Below are 20,231 nucleotides of genomic sequence, written 5' to 3' on the forward strand. Positions count from 1 at the left end.
GTTTACACGTGATATTGACGTTAAGCCCACAAGCCATAAACCGTCAAGTTATCAACGAACAGAAGTGAAAATTGATAGATGTGCCGCAAAAAAAAACCGCCACGACAATGATCGCAGCGGTTATAAGCAGAACCGGGGAACTAAGCTAAATTACTTCTTCGCTTTTTCGCCCGCAGCTACTGCTGGTTGTTCTTCTGGCGCATCAGCTTTAGGCGCGGCTTTCACATCCAGCAGCTCTACATCGAACACCAGAGTAGAGTTAGCTGGGATACCTGGGACGCCAGTTTTGCCGTAAGCCAACTCTGGTGGAATAACCAGCGTGATCTTGCCGCCTTTCTTGATTTGCTTCAGGCCTTCAGTCCAACCAGGGATAACACCGTCCAGGCGGAAGGATAATGGCTCACCACGCTTGTAGGAGTTATCAAACTCAGTTCCGTCAGTCAGTGTCCCTTTGTAGTTAACTACAACGGTATCGCTGTCTTTCAGTGCATCACCCGTACCGGCTTTCTCAACTTTGTACAGTAGACCAGATGCGGTTTTCTTCACGTCTTTTTCTTTAGCGAAAGTATCGCGATACTTGGTGCCTTTATCGGCATTTTCTTTAGCGTCTTGCTCCATTTTTGCTTGAGCAGAGGCTTTTACGCGCGCTTCAAAACCTTGTAGGGTTTTTTCAATTTCTTCGTCGGTCAGTTTGCTTTTGCTGGCAAAAGCATCTTGTACACCGGCAATCAGCTGGTCTTTATCCAGTTTAATGCCCAGTTTTTCTTGTTCTTTCAGGGAATTATCCATGTAACGCCCCAATGATGCGCCTAATGCATAAGCAGATTGCTGGTCATCATTTTTAAATGCGCTATTTGTCGTTGCTGGCGCGGCTGCGGTTTTGGCTGCTTCAGCAGCGAAAGTAGCAGAGGTATTCAGGGTCAGCGCCATGGTGGTAGCCAGTAGCGTTACTTTAAACAGTGATTTCATCCATTTCTCCATTGGCTTAAGGACTCTACCCCAAGCAACGATTTTAAGAGTAACTTGTACTATAACTGTCTGTGTGAACACAAAACAATCTCAATACTTATGCTATTAAGTGATATTAAGACTTTTTTTACTACAATAAGTTTCGTTTTTATAGATATCTTGACCCTCACAGGGTAATCACATGCTTTTACAGGTAGAATCTAGCCTGTCCTGCCATTTTAGCTAAACTGCTACCGAGCGGATAATGCCCAAAAGGTATAGCTTGCAGTTGCACCAAGTGTAGCTGCATCGTTTGCAGTAATGAGAGGAAATAAGATGGAACAGTCCCTGTTTGAGCAACGCCTCGAAATGCTGGAAAGCCGTCTGGCATTTCAGGAAGTGACGATTGAGGAACTCAACTTGATCGTGACAGAACATCAGATGGAAATGACCAAGCTGCGGGAGCATCTGCGTTTGTTGACCGATAAATTGCGGGAGTCTCAGTCGTCCATGATGGCCTCGCCAGCAGAAGAGACACCGCCACCGCACTATTAACGCAGATAGCAAAAAGCCAGCCGCAAGGCTGGCTTTTGACTGACAGAGTCAGATATTAGTGACAGCCACAGCCGCCTTTACCACAACCACCTTTGCCATGTTCATGGCCGTGCTCACTCTCATCGTGGTCATGACCATGACCACCGCAGCAACCATCACCGTGTTCGTGGTGATGATCATGCTCACCATGTACGTGACCATGCTGTAGCTCTTCTTCTGTTGCTTCACGGATAGCAACCACGTCAACGTGGAAGTTCAGATCCTGACCCGCCAGCATGTGGTTACCATCAACCACGACGTGCTCATCTTCAACAGCAGTGATTTCTACCGGTACTGGACCTTGATCGGTATCAGCCAGGAAACGCATGCCAACTTCCAGCTCGTCAACGCCCATAAAGACGTCTTTCGGTACGCGCTGCACCAGATTTTCATCATAGCTGCCGTAGCCTTCGTCTGCGTTCACACGCACGTCAAAGCTGTCGCCAGCCTCATGACCTTCGAGCGCGTTTTCCAAACCAGCGATCAGGGAACCGTGTCCGTGTAGGTAGTCCAACGGCGCACTCACCGGAGACTCATCAACTAAAACACCGTCTTCTGTACGTACCTGGTAAGCCAGGCTGACCACCAAGTCTTTTGCTACTTTCATGATATCTCCTACCCTTGGAACAAAAATTGGCACAGATTGTAGCTGAAATCTGCACCGCTGTACCCACCAGCATAAAAAATCGCGAAGGATAACGCTACTCTGGATGGAAAATACCGATCACTTGTTCATGCGGGCGGACGTGCTGATTGACCTGTTCATCAGTCTGGCGTTGATGGTGACCACACTTGACACACTCCACCACCTCCACATGATCTTCACGCCATAAAGCCAAGGTATCCAATGCCTTACATTTTGGACAAACCGCGCCAGCAATAAACCTTTTACGTGTTTTTGTCTTATTAAGAGCACTTGTCATCGCTTTCTCCGACATTATTCGTATTCATCCCACCCATCTAATTGCCGACTTTCATGTAGCATTTCTCGCTGGAAAATATCTTCCAGTTCACGGCGGGCCTCTTTAACTCTGGAGATTTGCGCCACATCACCATGATGCTGCGGCACCAATTCACGCAGCATACGCATATCAAGGCGGCGGAAATGTTGTTGCGCCCGATAAGCTTGATGTGGATGCATCCCCAATCCTAATAGCGTTTTGCGCCCCAACTCCAGCGCACTGGAGAAAGTCTCACGGGTGAAGTCTTTGACGCCATTTTGCAGCAGTTCATGTGCTTCCACACGCCCTCTGGCACGAGCCAGAATGTGTAAATCAGGGAAATGCTGTTGGCACAGATGCACCAACGTCATGGTATCTTCCGGCTCATTACAGGTGATAACGATAGCTTTGGCTTTTTCCGCACCGGCGGCGCGCAGCAACTCCAATTCGGTAGCATCACCGTAATACACTTTGTAACCGTATTTGCGCATCACACTCACTGCACTGACATCACGCTCCAGCACGGTAATGCGCATTTTGTTCGCCATCAGTAAGCGGCCAATCACCTGACCGAACCGCCCGAAACCAACAATAATCACCTGTGGATCATTATCTTCCACAAACGGCTTCTCATCACTCTCTTCCTGCGCGTTATAACGGCGGATCAGAATGCGATCGATAACCTGCATCAATAGTGGTGTCGTCATCATCGACAGCGTAACCACCACCAGCAGCAATGCCAATTGTTCAGCATTTAGCACATGTTGAGAGAATGCGGCGGAGAACAACACAAAGGCAAACTCGCCCCCCTGACTGAGTACACCAGCAAATTGCAAGCGCACCGAACGGCGCAGACCAAATGTACGCGCCAGGCCATACAACACGCTACCTTTGATAAATACCAGTGCTAACACGCCAAGGAGGATGTCCAGCAGATGAGTGAACAATACGCCAATGTTCAGCGCCATTCCGACCGAAATAAAGAACAATCCGAGCAATAACCCTTTAAAAGGTTCGATAGCAATTTCCAGTTCATGCTGGAATTCACTTTCAGCCAGTAATATCCCGGCGATAAATGTCCCTAGCGCCATCGATAGGCCCAATGCATCCATAAACAATGCAGAACCTAATACCACTAGCAATGCAGCGGCAGTAAAAACCTCCCGCACGCCAGAGGCAACGATATAGCGGAACAGTGGGCGCAGCAGATAGCGGCCACCAATTAACATGCCAGCAAACGCGGCAACTTTCAGACCAATCCTGGCCCAGTCGTTAGCGCCACCCCCGCCCCCTGCCAGAATCGGAATCAATGCCAAAGCAGGTATAACCGCCATATCCTGGAACAATAACACCGAGAATCCGAGCTGCCCGCCTTCGTTGCGGTTCATGCCTTTTTCCCGCATTAGCTGCAATGCCATCGCTGTCGAGGACATCGCCAAACCAATGCCACCAATAACCGCCGCCTGCCAGGCGAATTGGGTGAAATAGAGCAAAGCCCCCAATACCGCAGCCGTAATCACTACCTGACACGCACCGACACCAAAAATAGAGCGCCGCAACTGCCATAGCTTGGCTGGATTTAACTCCAGACCAATGATAAACATCAAAAACACCACACCCAGCTCGGAGAAGTGCAGTATTTCGTCAACATCACGAATAAACCCCAAACCCCATGGGCCGATGGCGATACCGGCTATCAGGTAGCCCAACACCGCACCAATACCGAGGCGTTGGGCAATAGGAACCGCAACCACAGCGGCAAATAAAAATAATAAAATGGCAGTAAGTAGCGCTGAGCCTTCCATATATCAGTGCCCTCCTGTAGGCAGCGGTGACTGCAACCACTGCATATAAGCTTGCGCATGGCTGGCAAGGACTTCCGGTTTCTGGCGCCGCGCCCAGTAAATAATCATGGGGTTCATCCAATGCATATGGCACATAGCCGCCGTCAATTCGAAAGGGCGCAGGATATCTTCCATCGGGTAGCGGTTATAGCCTCCCACCCGATAGGCACCTTCCGGTTCACCGGTGGTAATGACCGAACGCCAGTACTTACCCGTCAAAGCGTGCCCGCCCACACCATTGGCAAAACCACGCGCTAACACTCTGTCCAACCACTCCTTCAGCAAAGCCGGGCAACTGTAGGTGTAGAGGGGATGTTGAAATACAATAACTTGATGCTCACGTAGCAATTGCTGCTCATGGTGAATATCAATAAAGAAATCCGGATAATGTGCATAAAGATCGTGCACAGTAACATGTTCTAACTGCTGCACCGGTTGCAGTAAAACCCGGTTTGCCACCGAGTCCTGTGATTCCGGATGGGCATACAGCAGCAAAACCTTCGGTGGCTGCGACATCATTCCCCTCCAAAGCGTCGTCAGGGTCCGGTTTTTCCGTTACCATACTTCGCAAAGACCAAAAATAGGGCACTAAATACCCTGTTTACCTTAATACCATGACAATTTAACATACGGCACTCTATGATTGTTTTTTCTTCGCTTCAAATACGACGTGGTACCCGCGTCTTGCTGGACAACGCTACAGCAACGATTAATCCTGGCCAAAAGGTCGGGCTGGTCGGCAAAAACGGATGTGGTAAATCCACCCTGCTGGCGTTGCTCAAAGGCGAACTGAGCGCCGATGGGGGCAATGCCACTTTCCCCAGTAACTGGGCACTGGCCTGGGTTAATCAGGAAACCCCGGCACTGGATATTCCGGCGATAGAGTATGTTATCGACGGGGATCGCGAATATCGCCAATTGGAGGCCGAACTTCAGGCCGCTAATGAAAAAAACGATGGTCATGCCATTGCCACCGTGCACGGTAAACTTGATGCCATCCAGGCCTGGACGATTCAGTCCCGTGCCGCCAGTTTGCTACACGGACTGGGGTTTTCTCAAGATCAATTACAACAGCCGGTACGTTCATTTTCCGGCGGCTGGCGCATGCGCCTTAACCTGGCCCAAGCGCTGGTTTGCCGCTCTGATTTGCTGCTACTGGATGAACCAACCAACCACTTGGATTTAGATGCGGTTATCTGGCTGGAAAAGTGGCTGAAAAGCTATTCTGGTACGCTGGTATTAATTTCTCATGACCGCGATTTCCTTGATCCTATTATCGATAAGATTTTGCATATTGAACAGCAGACGCTGAATGAATATACCGGTAACTATTCATCTTTCGAACGCCAGCGAGCGACCAAGCTCGCTCAGCAGCAATCGATGTATCAGCATCAGCAAGAAAAAGTGGCGCATTTACAGAGCTATATCGATCGCTTCCGTGCCCAGGCGACTAAAGCCAAACAAGCCCAGAGCCGCATCAAGATGCTTGAGCGGATGGAACTGATTGCACCCGCCCATGTGGATAATCCGTTCCACTTCAGCTTCCGCACACCAGAAAGCTTGCCGGATCCCTTGCTTCGCATGGAGAAAGTGAGCGCAGGCTACGGCGATCGTACGATTTTGCAGTCCATTAAGCTCAATCTGGTACCCGGTTCGCGCATCGGTCTATTGGGGCGCAATGGTGCCGGTAAATCCACGCTGATTAAGTTACTGGCTGGCACATTAGAGCCACAAAGCGGTGAGATTGGTTTATCCAAAGGGATTAAGTTGGGTTACTTCGCCCAGCATCAGTTGGAATTTTTGCGTGCGGATGAATCGCCGCTACAGCACATGAGCCGCCAGGCGCCCAAAGAGTCGGAACAACAACTGCGCGACTATTTAGGTGGCTACGGTTTTCAGGGCGATCAGGTTACTGACCCAACGGCCCGCTTCTCCGGCGGTGAAAAGGCGCGTTTGGTACTGGCACTGATTATCTGGCAGCGCCCTAACCTATTGCTGCTCGATGAGCCAACCAACCACCTTGATCTTGATATGCGTCAGGCGCTGACCGAAGCCTTAATTGATTTTGAAGGCGCATTGGTGGTGGTTTCCCATGACCGTCATTTACTGCGTTCCACTACCGATGATCTTTATCTGGTGCATGATGGCAAAGTGGAACAGTTCGACGGCGATTTAGAAGATTATCAGCAGTTCTTGGTGGACGCGCAGCGCCAGCAAAGCCAGCAGGATAATCCGGCAAAAGAGTTGTCCGGTAACAGTGCCCAACAGCGTAAAGATCAAAAACGCCGAGAGGCGGAGTTCCGAACCCAGACTCAGCCATTGCGTAAGCAAATTATGACGCTAGAAAAACAGATGGATAAGCTCAGTACCGAGTTGGCGGTCATTGAAGAGCGATTAGCTGATTCTGCCTTATATGATATTGCACGTAAGGCTGATTTGACCCAATGTTTACAGCAGCAGACACAAGTGAAAACCAAACTTGAAGAGACTGAAATGCAATGGCTAGATGCTCAGGAGCAGTTGGAGAGCCTCACCAAGATATTTGAAGCGGGATAACCCGCCTTTCAGAAAACGCCTGTATTAAGGATAATAAGGTCATGACTAATAAGGATATTAGCGTGGTGGTGCCGGTTTTTAATTGTGCCGCTTACCTCACACAACTATTGGATTCATTGTTCAAACAGTCCGGTGTGTCATTGGAAATCATCGCCGTCAATGATGGTTCGACCGATGACAGCCTGGCGATATTGGCAGACGCTGCGCGCCGTGATCCACGGCTGGTCATTGTTAATCAAGCCAATCAGGGGCTTTCTGCCGCCAGGAATGCCGGAATCGCTCAGGCAACCGCACCCTGGCTTGCTTTTGTTGATGGGGACGACTGGCTGGCCTCTGAGGCTTTATCGACCTGGTTACAGCAGGCCAATCGGCAACAATTGGATTTACTGATAGGTAATGGTTTTACATTTACCGCTGATCCCCACCTCACGCCCAGCCGCCCCTTATTACATAAACAGCCGTGGAGCGAGATACTCAGCGGCCAGCAATGGGTTATCCGCAGTATTGAACACAATGAATGGCCACATTATGTGTGGCTACAATTGGTTCGGCGCGAACTGGTCACTGCCCATCAACTGGCATTTATCCCTGAAATGCTACATGAAGATATTCTGTGGACCACCCATCTGGCACTTGTCGTACAGCGTGTCGGTTTCTGCGATACGCCATTTTATGGTTATCGCACCAATCCACACTCCATCACCCACTCTCCGTCACCCCAAGCCTTGTTGGCTCGCGCCCATAGCTATCTTAAAATTATTAACGCACTGGTTAATCTTTCTGCCACGCAACAACCGCCGTTATGCCGTGCGCTGTTACGTCACGCGAATCAAGAGAGCGGCCATCTTTTCGGATTGATGCGTAAGAGATTGCCCCCGTCACCAGAACGTTCGGCACTCGCGACTGAGTTTAGGGCATTAGGTTTAGCCAAAGCGCTGTTTCAGGGCGCTGGCAATATCAGTGAGTTTTGGCGAGCGGTACGTTTTTCAGTCACTCTATGGCGTTATGCGCAGCAGAAGCATTCATTATCAAAATAGATCTCAATTTTACGTTTATTTTTGTTATTACTCAGGAAATTTTAATGTTTAATAAGACATAAAATTATTTCTGGGAATATGTATAAATGCAGCGCATTTTGGTCATCCGAATTGATTTCCTTGGCGATCTGGTTTGTACCACGGCTTTGTTACATGCATTAAAGCAGCGCTGGCCAGCAGCCGAAATTCATGTGCTGGCAAATAAATACAATCGCGATGCACTGGCACGTAACCCCGATATCAGCACAGTTCATACCTACGTTTACAGTAAGCAATGTGAAAGAAACCAACAACCCGGCAGGATCAAGGCGCTGTTTAATCGTCTGGCCCTGATTTGGCGACTGCGATGTTTACGTTTTGATTTGCTGGTTATCCCTAACGGGGGCATGAACAAAAACAGTATCCAGTTCGCTAAACAACTTAATGTGGTCGATAGCCGTTGGCATACCCCTGGCAGTGAATTCGATGACCGCAATCCTGACCATGTGGCCAATCGGCCAATACGCCATGAGGCGCTGTCTGGTTTTGCACTGATACCTGAACTGGGGCAGGTCGATATTGATACGCTCAAATTACATATCTATCCTGACCCACAATTGCAGGAGAAATGGCAGGCAGAATTAGGTGAACGAAACCGGCCACGCGTTGGGCTGTTTGTCTCGAATAAATCACCGCAACGGCGTTGGTCGTGGGAGAAGTGGCAACAGTTGGCACTGAAGCTCAGTGATCTGGCCGATATAGTGATTTTGTATGATCCCATCGCACCACCGAGCGAACAGCAACTGGCGAGCTTACACGGACGAAGTTTATTAACACCGTCAGTTGATGAGTTCGTGGCCGCAGCCAGTCAATTGGATGTGGTTATTTCGGCTGATAGTGCGCCGGTCCATATCAGTTCAGCATTACAGATACCGGTCGTCGCACTGTTTGAGTCCCGACCAGAAAAGTATCGGCGCTGGTACCCGTTAACCCGCCATGTGTTGTTGCATGCCGGGCCACAGGTTGACGACATCACCGTTGATGCTGTTGAGGCAGCTGCTCGCTCGTTGTTAGTCACAGACTAAATCAAATCGCTCGTTAACGAGGGCCGGTACACCGGCCTATCCCCCAGAATAGTCGCCCGATGCATCACCCGCCGCTGTGGCAGATAATCAGCATTGGCATAGTGCTGGGTGACACGGTTATCCCACATCGCCACATCATCCTGCTGCCAGCGCCAGCGTACTTGAAACTCGGGTTTGGTAGTGTGCGCAAACAGGAAACGCAGCAAAGCATCGCTCTCTTTATCACTCAGTTCAACGATTCGGGTAGTGAATCCTTCATTGACGAACAATGCCTGACGCCCACTCACCGGATGGGTACGTACCACCGGATGCAATATCGGCGGATTATTCTCTTTAGCCAGTAGCCACCGCTGATGCTCTTCCGGTGTCGCACGGTGTTTGTGCTCGGGGAAGGAATGCGCGAAATCATGCTCAGCCTGTAAACCGGCCAATAGCTGTTTAAATGGAGCCGAAAGCGCTTCATAAGCCGCAATCCCGCTGCTCCACAAGGTATCACCACCGGTTGACGGTAACTGTTTTGCCGCCAGAATCGCACCTAATGGTGGATTGGCGATAAACGTCACGTCGGTGTGCCAATTATCGTTATCCGGCGGATTATCATTATGGGTATCCAGCACGATAATCTCCTCACACTCTTTGGTGTGCGGATAAACCGGATGAATATGTAAATCACCAAAACGCCCGGCCAATTCACGTTGCTGTAATGGCGTGATGGGCTGATTGCGGAAAAACAGTACCTGATGTTTGAGCAACGCATGATAAAGCTGCTCAAACTGACTATCACCCAACGGGCGGGCAATATTAATATTCTCAACCAGCGCACCGATGTGCGGCCCTAACGGCGTAACGACCAAGCGTTCATTCATTGCTGTGCTCCATACCAAGGTGTTAGCCGGCGTTGGATCGCCCGCAAACTTAGCTCCATACCAAAAGCGATAATGGCAATCACGCTGATACCGGCGATGACAACATCGGTTGCGAGAAATTCACCGGCTGATTGCACCATAAACCCCAATCCGCGCGTAGCGGCAATAAGCTCCGCAGCCACCAACGTTGACCACCCCACGCCCAACCCAATGCGAATACCGGTTAAAATTTCGGGTAAGGCGCTGGGGAGCACCACAAACCATAAAACCTGCCAGCGGCTGGCACCCAATGCACGGGCAGCTCTGACCCGCACCTGTGCCACACTCCGCACGCCAGCTACTGCGGCTAACGTCACTGGCGCAAATATCGCCAGATAAATCAGCAGGATCTTTGAGGTTTCACCAATACCGAACCAGATAACCATAAGGGGCAAATAGGCTAAGGGGGGAACGGGGCGATAAATTTCAATCAGTGGGTCCAACACACCCCGTACGGTACTACTTAGCCCCATCGCAATACCCGTTGGGACACCAAGTGCGACCGCAGCGAGTAATGCGATGAGAATTCGCCCCAGACTGGCGGCCAGATGTTGCCATAGCGTGGCATCCATAAACCCCTGCGGGCTGGCAATCACCAATAACTGATGTAATACCTGCTGCGGCGCGGGTAAAAAGAGTGGGCTGATAAGCTGTAACGCCGTCACTGCCCACCACAGCGCGACGACTACAATCAGAGTAGTGATACTAAGCCACAAGCCATTACCCACAGATAAACGGCGAACGGCCTTGCTGGCAACCCGCGGGGGTTCATCGTTAGCCGGTACGCGGTGAACCGGCAAAGTGATTGCTTGATTACGTAACGTACTGTGCAGGCTCATATCAATACCTCCCGTTGCTGGAAGACTTTACCCAACACATATTCGCGGCGAGCGATAAATTCAGGATCAGACTTAATGGATCGGCATGGTTCACCAGCGGCATAACGCTGACCAAAATTCAACGACAGTCGTTCGACCACCTGCCCCGGTCCTGGAGACAGCAATAGCAGCTCACTGGCCAGAAACACCGCCTCTTCGATATCGTGGGTGATCAGCAAAATTTGTTTGCCGGTATCACGCCAAATGGTCAGCAACAGCTCTTGCATCTGCTCGCGGGTAAAAGCATCCAGCGCACCAAACGGTTCATCCAACAGCAATAAGCGCGGGTCAACCGCCAGTGCACGAGCAATCCCTACCCGTTGGCGCATCCCACCAGAGAGTTGCCAGATAAGGTGATGTTCAAAACCGGCTAACCCTACCCGATGAAGCATTTTCAGGGCAGTTTCGCGCCGCTGTTGCTTACTGAGCCCGGCCAGTTGCAGGCCAAACTCCACATTGCTGACCACATCCCGCCACGGCAGTAAGCCCTCATGCTGGAACACCACTCCCCGTTCGGCACTCGGGCCGTGAACCGGTATATCATCCAGAGTGATGCTGCCAGCTGAAGGCTCCATAAATCCGGCAATTAGATTCAATAACGTGGTTTTACCGCAACCTGACGGCCCCAATACCACGACCAACTCTCCAGATGCGATTTGTAGTGACACATCCTGTAAGGCAGGTTTGCCCTGATATTCGGCCCACAGGCCGCGCACGTTTAGCATGATGGCTCCTAGGACTGCGGTGTGGCCTGCACTGCTTTCACAAAGCGGTCAGTGACGAAATGACTATAGTCACTGGCAACTTGTGGGATCTTACCTTGCTCTTTCAGGAACGCGGCCGTATCGCGGATGGCTTGATCCACCGGCTGACCCAGTTGCGTTATCTGCTCAGCCACAGGCAAGTAAGTATTGCCCTTTACCAATTCCGGCACTTGATCGGTTGAAACACCACTTAAGCGCGAAAGCTGCCCCAGATACTGCTGATTTTTCAGCCATTGTTCTGGTTGGGCCAGATAGGCACCCTGTGCGGCCAGTGCACTGCGGGCGAAGGCGGTCACCACCTCAGGATGAGCTTTGGCGAAATCTTTGCGCACCACCCAGACATCCAGGGTTGGCGCGCCCCATTGACCCACTTGAGCAGAATCGGTCAGGACGGTACCGGTTTTGGCTAATTCGTTAACGGCTGGAGCCCAAACATAAGCGCCATCAATGTCACCGCGCTGCCAGGCGGCGGCGATAGCAGGTGGCTGCAAGTTGAGGATAGTGACCTGATCCGGCTTAATTCCCCAATGTTTCAAGGCTGCCAGCAGACTGTAATGTGTCGTGGAGATAAACGGCACGGCGATACGTTTACCAATTAAATCTTGTGGGGTTTTAATGTCTTTCTTCACCACCAGCGCCTCTGAGCTTCCCAGTTGTGACGCCAGTAGGAAGACCTCAATTGGCACATTCTGGCTGGCAGCAACGGCTAATGGGCTGGAGCCGATATTACCAATTTGCACATCACCCGAGGCCAATGCCCGCACGACGCTAGAGCCACTGTCAAACTTGCGCCAATCCACATTGGCGCCGGACAACTTGGCAAAGCTGTTATCCGCTTGTGCAACTTTTGCCGGTTCTGCGGAGGTTTGATAAGCCACCGTCACATCAACAGCATGTGCACTGGCGGCAACCAGCGACAGAGCTAACAGTGCACCACCTGGCCGTAAGAAGCCGCCTATTGCGGCGGTAATACTTGCAGAAGATAAGGTTATCGCCATGGTTCACTCCGCTGGGTTAACTGTGTTATTCGCTATTGCTGCGACCCTGAGCGCATTGGGCGCTCTGAGATAACAGTGTTACCTGAAGGAGTAATATGACAAAAGGAATAAAAAAATATTCTTTATTCCTTTGGGGAATAATAAAAACGTGAAGGAATTGTCTATGCGGTTAACTTAAATATCTATTTGGCCCTTCATGAAAATACGAGCATCACCGGCAATTAAGGTACGATCACCGGCTAAGGTGCAGAATAATTCGCCACCCCGCGCTGATATCTGCCGGGCGTGTAGTGATGACCTTCCCAGTCGCGCTACCCAATAGGGCATTAAGGTACAATGGGCTGAGCCAGTAACCGGATCTTCATTGCTGCCAAGGGTAAAGTAGCGCGAAACAAAATCCACTTCATCACCTGGCGCGGTCACAATCACTCCACGGCCGGTATAGGCAATTAGCGCAACAATATCGGGTTGTAACTGCCGTACCTGCTGCTCGTTTTCCAGTACCACTAACAGAGATTTTGCCTGCCATACCTGCTGAATATGGCTGCCAAGCAATGCCCTCAACTCTGCTGCAATAGCGATTTGGTCGGGCGGTAATGAAGGGAAATCCAGCGACAGTCGGCCAAAGTTATCGCCATCGCGCTTGACGTACAAGTCACCGCTGGCACTGCGAAAACAGATATCCTGCAAGCCAGGATTAACGATACTGAACATCACATGCGCCGCCGCTAATGTGCCGTGTCCACATAAATCGACTTCACGTTCCGGCGTAAACCAGCGGATGGCCGATTTATCTCCTTCATCCCAGACAAAACTGGTTTCCGGTAAATTAATTTCGGCCGCAATACTTTGCATCTCTGCTGCCGACAACGGTTTCTTCAGCAGATACACACCCGCCGGGTTGCCGGATAACCCTGCGCCGACAAAAGCATCAACATGAAAATAGTTATAAGCCATTAAGTAACCCCACGGTTAATGCCAAATCAATAACACACAGGCTGCCGTCAGCAAGCCCATCGAGATATTAAAGCTAAACCAGGCGCGGCGGCTACGTAATAAACGACCAATCAAAGTACCAAAACCCAGCCAAATAATACCGGCCACCAGGTTCACCATAAACATACCAAGGCTTATCATTACGATAGAATGATTATAGGCGGCCCCCGTCATACTGAAGCTGGCGACTGACCCTAGCCCCATCAACCAGGCTTTGGGATTAAGGAACTGCAATAACCAGCCCTGATACAAGCGCAGCGGTTTTGGCGGTGCGACATTGGTTTCCAATTTCTCATAGGCAGAAGTGGCAATTTTCCATGCCAGCCATAGCAGATACAGGCTACCCAAAATTTTCAGAACCAGATGGAGGGAGGGGTAGATAAGAATCAGGCCGCCGACACCAAAGGCCACCAGTAGCAACATGCTCTGCATGCCTAACATAATGCCTAACATCAGCCAGATAGAACGCATAAAACCGAAGTTAGCCCCCGCAGAGGTCAACAACATATTGTTCGGACCGGGGGTAATAGCTGCAACCCAGAGAAAACCTACCATTGAAAGAAATAAACTCAGCTCCATGAGACGGGTGCCTCCCACCCAAAATGATGCGCGATATACCCATGAAGCTAACAGTGTGTTATTGATCACACAAGAGCAACAACATGATTTCCATTCACTATATGCATGAATTATTTCGCCCACTGGCCGGAGCCAGTAATCCACATCTGCAAACACTGCTGCCACGGCTGGTCAGACGCCATGTGACATTGCAACCATTCTGGCAACGGCTGGAACTGCCTGATGGCGATTTTGTCGATCTGGCCTGGAGTGAAAATCCCGAGCTGGCAAGAGATAAGCCCAGAGTCGTACTCTTCCACGGTTTGGAAGGTAATTTTTACAGCCCTTATGCTCATGGTCTGTTAAGTGCATGGCAAGCCAAAGGCTGGCTGGGGGTGGTGATGCATTTTCGTGGATGCAGTGGGGAGCCAAATCGTAAGTCACGCATTTATCACTCTGGTGAAACAGACGATGCCCGCTTTTTTCTCCGCTGGCTGCGGGAGAGCTATGGTCAGGTGCCAACCGCCGCCGTCGGAGTCTCTTTGGGTGGCAATATGCTGGCGATGTATTTGGCGGAGCAAGGCAAGGATAGCCTGTTGCAGGCCGCAGTGGTGGTATCAGCACCACTGATGCTTGAACCCTGCGCTAATCGTATGGAACAAGGCTTCTCACGGGTCTATCAGCATTATTTACTGAACCAACTAAAGTTAAATGCCACACGTAAGCTTTTGCATTATCCCGGAAGCCTGCCTTTGGATCTGGCTCAATTGAAAGGGTTGCGGCGAATCAGAGATTTTGATGATGTCATAACTGCTAAAATTCATGGTTTTAATGATGCAGTCGATTACTATCGCCGTTGCAGCGCTCTGCCGCTATTGCCGCAGATTACAACTCCGCTGCTCATTATTCATGCCAAAGATGATCCCTTCATGACCGCGGAGGTGATCCCAAACCTTAGCGACTTACCAAGCAATATTGACTATCAGTTAACCGAGCATGGCGGCCATGTTGGTTTCGTCGGTGGCTCATTGAAACACCCGCAAATGTGGCTGGAACAGCGAATTCCAACCTGGCTTTCCCCTTATCTGGAGCAACAGTAATGATAGTTCCCTGGCAGCAAGTTGACGGTGAAACGCTGGATAACTTACTTGAAGCCTTTGTGTTACGTGAGGGCACCGATTACGGCGAGCATGAGCGCTCATTAGCGCAAAAAGTCGAGGATGTACGCCGCCAGTTGATCAGCGGTGAAGCCATATTGGTGTGGTCCGAGTTACATGAAACCATCAATATTATGCCGCGCAGCGCATTTCGTGCCGGAGCAGAAGAGCAGCAATAGTCCTTTCGCCGTTAAGAAGACATTCGGTGAAACAGGGTGACAAGCCCGCCACTTTGCCCTAAAAATAATCATCAACGATAAAAAACAGGCAAGTACAGCCCGGCCACTGAAGGTCTAATCCCATGGAGTTACAGCTAATATGTCGACTAAACATCCGGTTATAGCCGTTACCGGCTCAAGTGGCGCAGGGACAACCACCACCAGCCTGGCGTTCCGTAAGATCTTTCAGCAACTGAATATTCGCGCAGCGCAAATTGAAGGTGACAGCTTCCATCGCTATACCCGCCCTGAGATGGATGCAGCCATCCGTAAAGCGCGGGATCAAGGCCGGCATATCAGCTATTTTGGCCCCGAAGCCAATGACTTTGGCCAGTTGGAGCAAAGTGTGTCGGAATACGGCGAACACGGTACTGGCCGCTCACGTAAGTATTTACATACCTATGATGAAGCAGTGCCATACAACCAAATTCCCGGTACGTTTACCCCGTGGGAAGCATTGCCACAACCTACTGATGTACTGTTTTACGAAGGGCTACACGGTGGTGTGGTGACGGAACATCATGATGTGGCAAAGCACGTCGATCTGTTGGTGGGCGTAGTGCCTATCGTCAATTTGGAGTGGATACAGAAGCTGGTGCGAGATACCGGTGAACGTGGCCATTCACGCGAAGCAGTGATGGATTCCGTAGTCCGCTCCATGGATGATTATATCAACTACATTACACCGCAGTTCTCACGCACTCATATCAACTTCCAGCGCGTGCCAACCGTCGACACATCAAATCCGTTTGCTGCCAAAGCCATTCCGTCACTGGATGAAAGTTTTGTGGTTATTCATTTCCGTGGTTTGGAACAAATTGATTTCCCTTACTTACTGGCGATGTTGCAAGGATCATTTATCTCGAATATCAATACATTGGTGGTGCCCGGCGGAAAAATGGGGCTGGCAATGGAGCTGATTATGGCACCGCTGGTGCAGCAACTGCTGGAAGGGAAGAAAATCGGTTAATCTCCTTCGTTCTTGAGGCCGCAGTATAGCAATTGCTGGAGAGAAAAAAATAATTTGGCGCTATCCCAAGCCAAAGTAATTGGAGCTGCAGGTAGGCGGCAAGCGAACTCATCCCGATGAGCTTACATAAGTAAGTGATTCAGGTGAGCGAACGCAGCTAACAACCCTGCAGCTTCAAGTACGAAGGGTTTGCTTAGGCGATATCACGAATTTCAAAACTGTGGGTAATAGACGCCGCTTTACCCAACATCAGTGAAACGGAGCAATACTTTTCGGCTGACAACTCAACGGCTCGCTCAACAATTTTGTCGGTCAGGCCTTTGCCACTGACAATAAAATGCAGGTTGATGTGTGTAAACAGACGCGGTGCTTCTTCACGGCGCTGCGAAGTTAATGACACTTCGCAATCGCGCACATCATTGCGGCCTTTTTGTAAAATAGAGACCACATCAATCGCACTACAGCCACCTGCCGACATTAACAGCATTTCCATCGGACTCGGTGCTTTGTCTCCGGCATTACCGTCCATCAACACCTGATGACCTGATGCCGATTCACCCAAAAATGTCAGCCCCTCAACCCACTTTACACGTGCCTGCATAACGCTTGCTCCCAGTTAAATTTTCTGATTAAGACTACCCTTTCATTTACAAACTAGCAATGTAACCCGACGTTCATCATGCTGAAGCGATACAACACAAGACACTGGCTTCATCCTGTGCTACAAACAGAACCGAAAGTGTTGTTTCTAGAATTAAATAGGGTAGCTTCTCAATACTCAGTGAAGGGTTTCTATCCGGTACGTATCTTGGCTATACCTTTCGGCAGTTGAGCAAATTAATATGCTACGAGAAAGTGTATTTTATAAGCACGCCGTACAGGGAACTCTGAGCCCTGTTAAGTTAGGCAGCGATAACAACAGAGGATAACAGCGAATGGTTCTCGGCAAGCCACAAACAGACCCGACTCTCGAATGGTTCCTGTCTCATTGCCATATCCACAAATATCCATCGAAGAGTACGCTGATTCACCAAGGTGAAAAGGCCGAAACGCTTTACTACATCGTGAAAGGCTCCGTTGCGGTGCTTATCAAAGATGAGGAAGGTAAAGAGATGATTCTCTCCTATCTTAATCAGGGAGATTTCATCGGCGAACTTGGATTATTTGAAGAAGGCCAAGAACGTAGCGCCTGGGTTAGAGCAAAAACCGCCTGTGAAGTGGCTGAAATTTCTTACAAAAAATTCCGTCAGCTTATTCAGGTCAATCCAGATATTTTAATGCGCCTATCTTCACAGATGGCGAGTCGCTTACAAATTACATCTGAGAAAGTGGGTAACCTTGCTTTCCTTGATGTGACTGGGCGTATTGCACAAACGCTGCTTAATCTGGCAAAACAACCTGATGCCATGACCCACCCAGATGGGATGCAGATTAAAATTACCCGCCAGGAAATTGGTCAGATAGTTGGCTGCTCCCGCGAAACCGTGGGGCGGATACTAAAAATGCTGGAAGATCAAAATCTGATCTCCGCACACGGTAAAACGATTGTCGTCTACGGCACCCGTTAATTCCCCCTAAACGGGTGTCGATACTGTCGGCACCCGTTTTTTAATCTTTTGTGATCAATAAATTTCTGGGGCCTTTATGAAATGGCAACGGCTGATTTATCGTCCTGAAGTTATTTATCGGCCCAATGTTAATTACGCGCTGCGCCAAACATTGGTTCTCTGCCTGCCCGCAGCATTAGGGTTTGCTCTCGGCGAACTTCGGCTGGGTTTGATGTTTTCCCTGATACCCGCCTGTTGCAATATCGCCTCGCTGGATACACCACACCAACATTTTTTCCGGCGTCTGCTGGTCGGCGGCACGCTGTTTACTGCGAGTAGCTTCCTAACCCAGCAACTGCTGCTATGGGATATTCCATTGCCCGCCGTCATGCTCGGCCTGGCGTTAGTTTTGGGGGTGAGTGGGGCGATTAGCCAGTTGAATAGCCATTTGTTACCGGCTGCCCTGATTGCTGCTATTTTTAGCCTCAGCATGGTGGGCCGCGCCCCGATCTGGCAAGCGCCTTTACTGTGTGCGGTGGGGACACTTTGGTATGGTGTGTTTAACTGGTTATGGTTCCGACTCTGCAAGGATCAACCGATCCGCGAACCCTTGAGTCAACTTTATTACTTGCTAGCCGATTATTGTGACGCCAAATACAGCCTGTTTGCTCAGCACCTTGAGCCGGAAAAATCGATACCGCCGCTGCTGGACAAACAACAGGCGATTATGGACAAGATTAATCAGCTTTATCAGCAATTTAATCTGATTCATAACACAACGAAGAAAGAGCAGAAACGGTTGTTGGGATTGTTCCAAATGGCTCTCGATCTGCAAGAGCACATTACTGTGACCCTGATTCAGCCAGAAAAAGTACAGGAGTTAATGGAGCAAACGCAGATTGAGGGGGTGATGCGCCGTAATTGCCAGAAAATCTCAGCCCAAATGCGCACTATTGCCAACGATATTCTCTATCACCACCGTGCTGCTGAACATTTTACTGCCGATGATGCTCTGCCAGAACTGGCAAACATCGCACAGGCACACCCGAACAACCCGGTCGCACAATTCTACTACTACCATATCAGCCATATTACCCAATTATTGAGTGACCGGCGGCCACTGTATGACCGTGACCTGATGTCCAGCCAACAATCACAGCCGTTCTGGCCAGCATTGATCAGCTATCTGTCGTTCAAATCAGGCGCACTGCGGGAAGCGGCTCGCCTGGGAGTGACACTGGCAGCAGGTAGCTATATCGGCAGTTTAATTCATTTACCCAAGCCTTATTGGATTCTGCTCACGGTGATGCTGGTAACGCAGAACGGTTATAACGCCACCAAGGTACGAATCCATCACCGTGCACTCGGTACCTTTATCGGGCTGTTACTCGCAGCTACCTTGTTGCATTTTCAGATGTCGGAAGGCACCACGCTGAGCATCATGTTACTCATCACATTGATAGCCTATCTGGTTCAACGCAAAAACTATGGCTGGTCAGTCATTTTTAGAACTATCACGACTGTGTATATCTTGCAGTTATTGACCGGAGAAGGCGCTGACTTTTTGGTTCCACGCCTGCTGGATACCTTAATTGGTTGCGCATTGGCCTTTGCCAGCGCCTTATGGCTGTGGCCCCAGTGGCAGAGTGGCTTACTGCGTAAGAATGCCCATCAGGCGCTAGAGGCGTATCAGAAGATTTTGCGCTTGCTGCTGACACCTGAACCAGATATCACCCAACTGGCCTATGAACGCATTGAAGTGAATAAGGCCAGTAATACCGTGTTAAGTTCCTTAAATCAGGCGATGCAAGAACCGGGATTCAACTCAAAATATCTGGCAGATATGCGGCTATGGGCCACTCACAGTGAGTTGATTGTCGGGCATATCAATGAGATGACTATCCTGACACGGGCCTATCCCTTGGGGAGTTCAGCACCAGGTAAACATCACATTCAGCTCAGCGTCGAACTGGCGGCGGATTATTTACAACTCTGTGAGATAGCCATTCAACAGTGTCAGCAAAGGCTGGAGTCGGACAACAGCGAAGGTAATAACGATTTCGTGCAGATGCCGGATGTCACACCGGATACACAGATCTCTGAGCTGGAACGTAATTTACGGCGGGTCTTGTCACATTTAAGCGTGATGCATACGGTGTCTGCCATGGCTTGGCAACAACAACCCCATCACGGTATTTGGCGCAGTCGGAGGTTGCGGGAGCAAGCATAACAAGGGAGAGGCAACAGCCTCTCCCT

21 protein-coding genes are annotated in these 20,231 nt (G+C 50.0%); 9 read left to right on the forward strand and 12 right to left on the reverse strand.

From position 1 onward, the window contains the following. Positions 1–150: 150 nt before the first annotated feature. Positions 151–969: an FKBP-type peptidyl-prolyl cis-trans isomerase gene (fkpA, locus tag A6J67_RS01850; RefSeq protein ID WP_032906601.1), complete on the reverse strand. Its 819-nt coding sequence runs from the start codon at positions 967–969 to the stop codon at positions 151–153. 315 nt (positions 970–1,284) lie between these two features. Between fkpA and A6J67_RS01855 the strand changes: the two genes are divergently transcribed. Further along, a complete protein-coding gene (locus A6J67_RS01855; protein ID WP_005186209.1) occupies positions 1,285–1,503 on the forward strand; it encodes a protein SlyX in 219 nt (72 codons plus the stop codon). Positions 1,504–1,558: 55 nt separating this feature from the next. Here A6J67_RS01855 and slyD read toward each other — a convergent pair whose 3' ends face one another. The 4 genes from slyD to kefG all read right to left on the reverse strand — a co-directional run bounded on the left by slyD (position 1,559) and on the right by kefG (position 4,843). Continuing rightward, positions 1,559–2,149, reverse strand: coding sequence for a peptidylprolyl isomerase (gene slyD / locus A6J67_RS01860; protein ID WP_005186207.1), 591 nt, complete (start codon positions 2,147–2,149; stop codon positions 1,559–1,561). 94 nt (positions 2,150–2,243) lie between these two features. Beyond that, positions 2,244–2,465, reverse strand: a complete 222-nt coding sequence (locus tag A6J67_RS01865) for a YheV family putative zinc ribbon protein (RefSeq protein WP_032906619.1) — start codon at positions 2,463–2,465, stop codon at positions 2,244–2,246. A 14-nt stretch (positions 2,466–2,479) separates the two neighbouring features. Further along, on the reverse strand, positions 2,480–4,288 hold the full coding sequence (gene kefB / locus A6J67_RS01870; RefSeq protein ID WP_005186206.1) for a glutathione-regulated potassium-efflux system protein KefB: 1,809 nt from the start codon (positions 4,286–4,288) through the stop codon (positions 2,480–2,482). A 3-nt stretch (positions 4,289–4,291) separates the two neighbouring features. Next, on the reverse strand, positions 4,292–4,843 hold the full coding sequence (gene kefG, locus A6J67_RS01875; RefSeq protein WP_032906599.1) for a glutathione-regulated potassium-efflux system ancillary protein KefG: 552 nt from the start codon (positions 4,841–4,843) through the stop codon (positions 4,292–4,294). Positions 4,844–4,966: 123 nt separating this feature from the next. On the opposite strand from kefG, the gene A6J67_RS01880 reads away from it, so the two are divergent. The 3 genes from A6J67_RS01880 (at position 4,967) to A6J67_RS01890 (ending at position 8,984) form a co-directional block, all read left to right on the forward strand. Beyond that, positions 4,967–6,883, forward strand: coding sequence for an ABC transporter ATP-binding protein (locus A6J67_RS01880; RefSeq protein WP_032906597.1), 1,917 nt, complete (start codon positions 4,967–4,969; stop codon positions 6,881–6,883). Positions 6,884–6,924: 41 nt separating this feature from the next. Further along, on the forward strand, positions 6,925–7,920 hold the full coding sequence (locus A6J67_RS01885; RefSeq protein ID WP_042568743.1) for a glycosyltransferase: 996 nt from the start codon (positions 6,925–6,927) through the stop codon (positions 7,918–7,920). 86 nt (positions 7,921–8,006) lie between these two features. After that, entirely contained in the window at positions 8,007–8,984 is a 978-nt protein-coding gene (locus tag A6J67_RS01890) for a glycosyltransferase family 9 protein (protein WP_050297610.1), read from the forward strand. Here the strand turns inward: A6J67_RS01890 and tauD are convergent. The 6 genes from tauD to A6J67_RS01920 form a co-directional block, all read right to left on the reverse strand. After that, entirely contained in the window at positions 8,981–9,850 is an 870-nt protein-coding gene (gene tauD, locus A6J67_RS01895) for a taurine dioxygenase (protein WP_050073718.1), read from the reverse strand. The genes A6J67_RS01890 and tauD overlap by 4 nt on opposite strands. Then, positions 9,847–10,728, reverse strand: a complete 882-nt coding sequence (tauC, locus tag A6J67_RS01900; RefSeq protein ID WP_050073715.1) for a taurine ABC transporter permease TauC — start codon at positions 10,726–10,728, stop codon at positions 9,847–9,849. The genes tauD and tauC overlap by 4 nt, the downstream gene beginning before the upstream one ends. After that, positions 10,725–11,492, reverse strand: a complete 768-nt coding sequence (gene tauB / locus A6J67_RS01905) for a taurine ABC transporter ATP-binding subunit (RefSeq protein ID WP_005186200.1) — start codon at positions 11,490–11,492, stop codon at positions 10,725–10,727. Before tauB ends, tauC begins: the two co-directional genes overlap by 4 nt. Before the next feature lie 8 nt (positions 11,493–11,500). Next, positions 11,501–12,529: a taurine ABC transporter substrate-binding protein gene (tauA, locus tag A6J67_RS01910; RefSeq protein ID WP_005186199.1), complete on the reverse strand. Its 1,029-nt coding sequence runs from the start codon at positions 12,527–12,529 to the stop codon at positions 11,501–11,503. 174 nt (positions 12,530–12,703) lie between these two features. Further along, the gene (locus A6J67_RS01915) at positions 12,704–13,486 is read right to left on the reverse strand and encodes a PhzF family phenazine biosynthesis protein (protein ID WP_042568747.1); all 783 of its coding nucleotides are present in this window, start codon (positions 13,484–13,486) and stop codon (positions 12,704–12,706) included. 15 nt (positions 13,487–13,501) lie between these two features. Beyond that, positions 13,502–14,104, reverse strand: a complete 603-nt coding sequence (locus A6J67_RS01920; RefSeq protein ID WP_032906591.1) for a LysE family translocator — start codon at positions 14,102–14,104, stop codon at positions 13,502–13,504. A gap of 101 nt (positions 14,105–14,205) precedes the next feature. Between A6J67_RS01920 and A6J67_RS01925 the strand changes: the two genes are divergently transcribed. From A6J67_RS01925 to A6J67_RS01935, 3 genes are all read left to right on the forward strand, one after another. Next, positions 14,206–15,183: a hydrolase gene (locus tag A6J67_RS01925; RefSeq protein WP_032906618.1), complete on the forward strand. Its 978-nt coding sequence runs from the start codon at positions 14,206–14,208 to the stop codon at positions 15,181–15,183. Then, complete coding sequence (locus A6J67_RS01930) at positions 15,183–15,419, forward strand: YheU family protein (protein ID WP_032906589.1); 237 nt, start codon at positions 15,183–15,185, stop codon at positions 15,417–15,419. The genes A6J67_RS01925 and A6J67_RS01930 overlap by 1 nt, the downstream gene beginning before the upstream one ends. 139 nt (positions 15,420–15,558) lie before the next feature. Next, positions 15,559–16,428 carry a phosphoribulokinase gene (locus A6J67_RS01935; RefSeq protein ID WP_005186187.1) on the forward strand — a complete coding sequence of 290 codons (870 nt, stop codon included), beginning with the start codon at positions 15,559–15,561 and terminating at the stop codon, positions 16,426–16,428. A 193-nt stretch (positions 16,429–16,621) separates the two neighbouring features. Here the strand turns inward: A6J67_RS01935 and A6J67_RS01940 are convergent, their stop codons facing one another. Continuing rightward, a complete protein-coding gene (locus tag A6J67_RS01940) occupies positions 16,622–17,029 on the reverse strand; it encodes an OsmC family protein (protein WP_042568749.1) in 408 nt (135 codons plus the stop codon). 334 nt (positions 17,030–17,363) lie between these two features. Between A6J67_RS01940 and crp the strand changes: the two genes are divergently transcribed. Further along, positions 17,364–17,996: a cAMP-activated global transcriptional regulator CRP gene (gene crp, locus A6J67_RS01945; RefSeq protein WP_005186183.1), complete on the forward strand. Its 633-nt coding sequence runs from the start codon at positions 17,364–17,366 to the stop codon at positions 17,994–17,996. A gap of 76 nt (positions 17,997–18,072) precedes the next feature. Then, the gene (locus A6J67_RS01950; protein WP_050297612.1) at positions 18,073–20,205 is read left to right on the forward strand and encodes a YccS/YhfK family putative transporter; all 2,133 of its coding nucleotides are present in this window, start codon (positions 18,073–18,075) and stop codon (positions 20,203–20,205) included. Positions 20,206–20,231: the final 26 nt, after the last annotated feature.

The organism is Yersinia sp. FDAARGOS_228 (assembly GCF_002073315.2).
Lineage (GTDB): Bacteria > Pseudomonadota > Gammaproteobacteria > Enterobacterales > Enterobacteriaceae > Yersinia > Yersinia intermedia.

Bases quoted from the DNA above. Each gene is read 5' to 3' on its own strand.
- A6J67_RS01880 (WP_032906597.1), top strand. From the start codon at position 4,967: ATGATTGTTTTTTCTTCGCTTCAAATACGACGTGGTACCCGCGTCTTG.
- A6J67_RS01865 (WP_032906619.1), bottom strand. From the start codon at position 2,465: ATGACAAGTGCTCTTAATAAGACAAAAACACGTAAAAGGTTTATTGCT.
- A6J67_RS01940 (WP_042568749.1), bottom strand. From the start codon at position 17,029: ATGCAGGCACGTGTAAAGTGGGTTGAGGGGCTGACATTTTTGGGTGAA.
- kefG (WP_032906599.1), bottom strand. From the start codon at position 4,843: ATGTCGCAGCCACCGAAGGTTTTGCTGCTGTATGCCCATCCGGAATCA.
- A6J67_RS01935 (WP_005186187.1), top strand. From the start codon at position 15,559: ATGTCGACTAAACATCCGGTTATAGCCGTTACCGGCTCAAGTGGCGCA.
- A6J67_RS01915 (WP_042568747.1), bottom strand. From the start codon at position 13,486: ATGGCTTATAACTATTTTCATGTTGATGCTTTTGTCGGCGCAGGGTTA.
- tauB (WP_005186200.1), bottom strand. From the start codon at position 11,492: ATGCTAAACGTGCGCGGCCTGTGGGCCGAATATCAGGGCAAACCTGCC.
- A6J67_RS01925 (WP_032906618.1), top strand. From the start codon at position 14,206: ATGCATGAATTATTTCGCCCACTGGCCGGAGCCAGTAATCCACATCTG.
- tauA (WP_005186199.1), bottom strand. From the start codon at position 12,529: ATGGCGATAACCTTATCTTCTGCAAGTATTACCGCCGCAATAGGCGGC.
- tauC (WP_050073715.1), bottom strand. From the start codon at position 10,728: ATGAGCCTGCACAGTACGTTACGTAATCAAGCAATCACTTTGCCGGTT.
- A6J67_RS01890 (WP_050297610.1), top strand. From the start codon at position 8,007: ATGCAGCGCATTTTGGTCATCCGAATTGATTTCCTTGGCGATCTGGTT.
- A6J67_RS01920 (WP_032906591.1), bottom strand. From the start codon at position 14,104: ATGGAGCTGAGTTTATTTCTTTCAATGGTAGGTTTTCTCTGGGTTGCA.
- fkpA (WP_032906601.1), bottom strand. From the start codon at position 969: ATGAAATCACTGTTTAAAGTAACGCTACTGGCTACCACCATGGCGCTG.
- kefB (WP_005186206.1), bottom strand. From the start codon at position 4,288: ATGGAAGGCTCAGCGCTACTTACTGCCATTTTATTATTTTTATTTGCC.
- A6J67_RS01885 (WP_042568743.1), top strand. From the start codon at position 6,925: ATGACTAATAAGGATATTAGCGTGGTGGTGCCGGTTTTTAATTGTGCC.
- A6J67_RS01855 (WP_005186209.1), top strand. From the start codon at position 1,285: ATGGAACAGTCCCTGTTTGAGCAACGCCTCGAAATGCTGGAAAGCCGT.
- crp (WP_005186183.1), top strand. From the start codon at position 17,364: ATGGTTCTCGGCAAGCCACAAACAGACCCGACTCTCGAATGGTTCCTG.
- slyD (WP_005186207.1), bottom strand. From the start codon at position 2,149: ATGAAAGTAGCAAAAGACTTGGTGGTCAGCCTGGCTTACCAGGTACGT.
- tauD (WP_050073718.1), bottom strand. From the start codon at position 9,850: ATGAATGAACGCTTGGTCGTTACGCCGTTAGGGCCGCACATCGGTGCG.
- A6J67_RS01950 (WP_050297612.1), top strand. From the start codon at position 18,073: ATGAAATGGCAACGGCTGATTTATCGTCCTGAAGTTATTTATCGGCCC.
- A6J67_RS01930 (WP_032906589.1), top strand. From the start codon at position 15,183: ATGATAGTTCCCTGGCAGCAAGTTGACGGTGAAACGCTGGATAACTTA.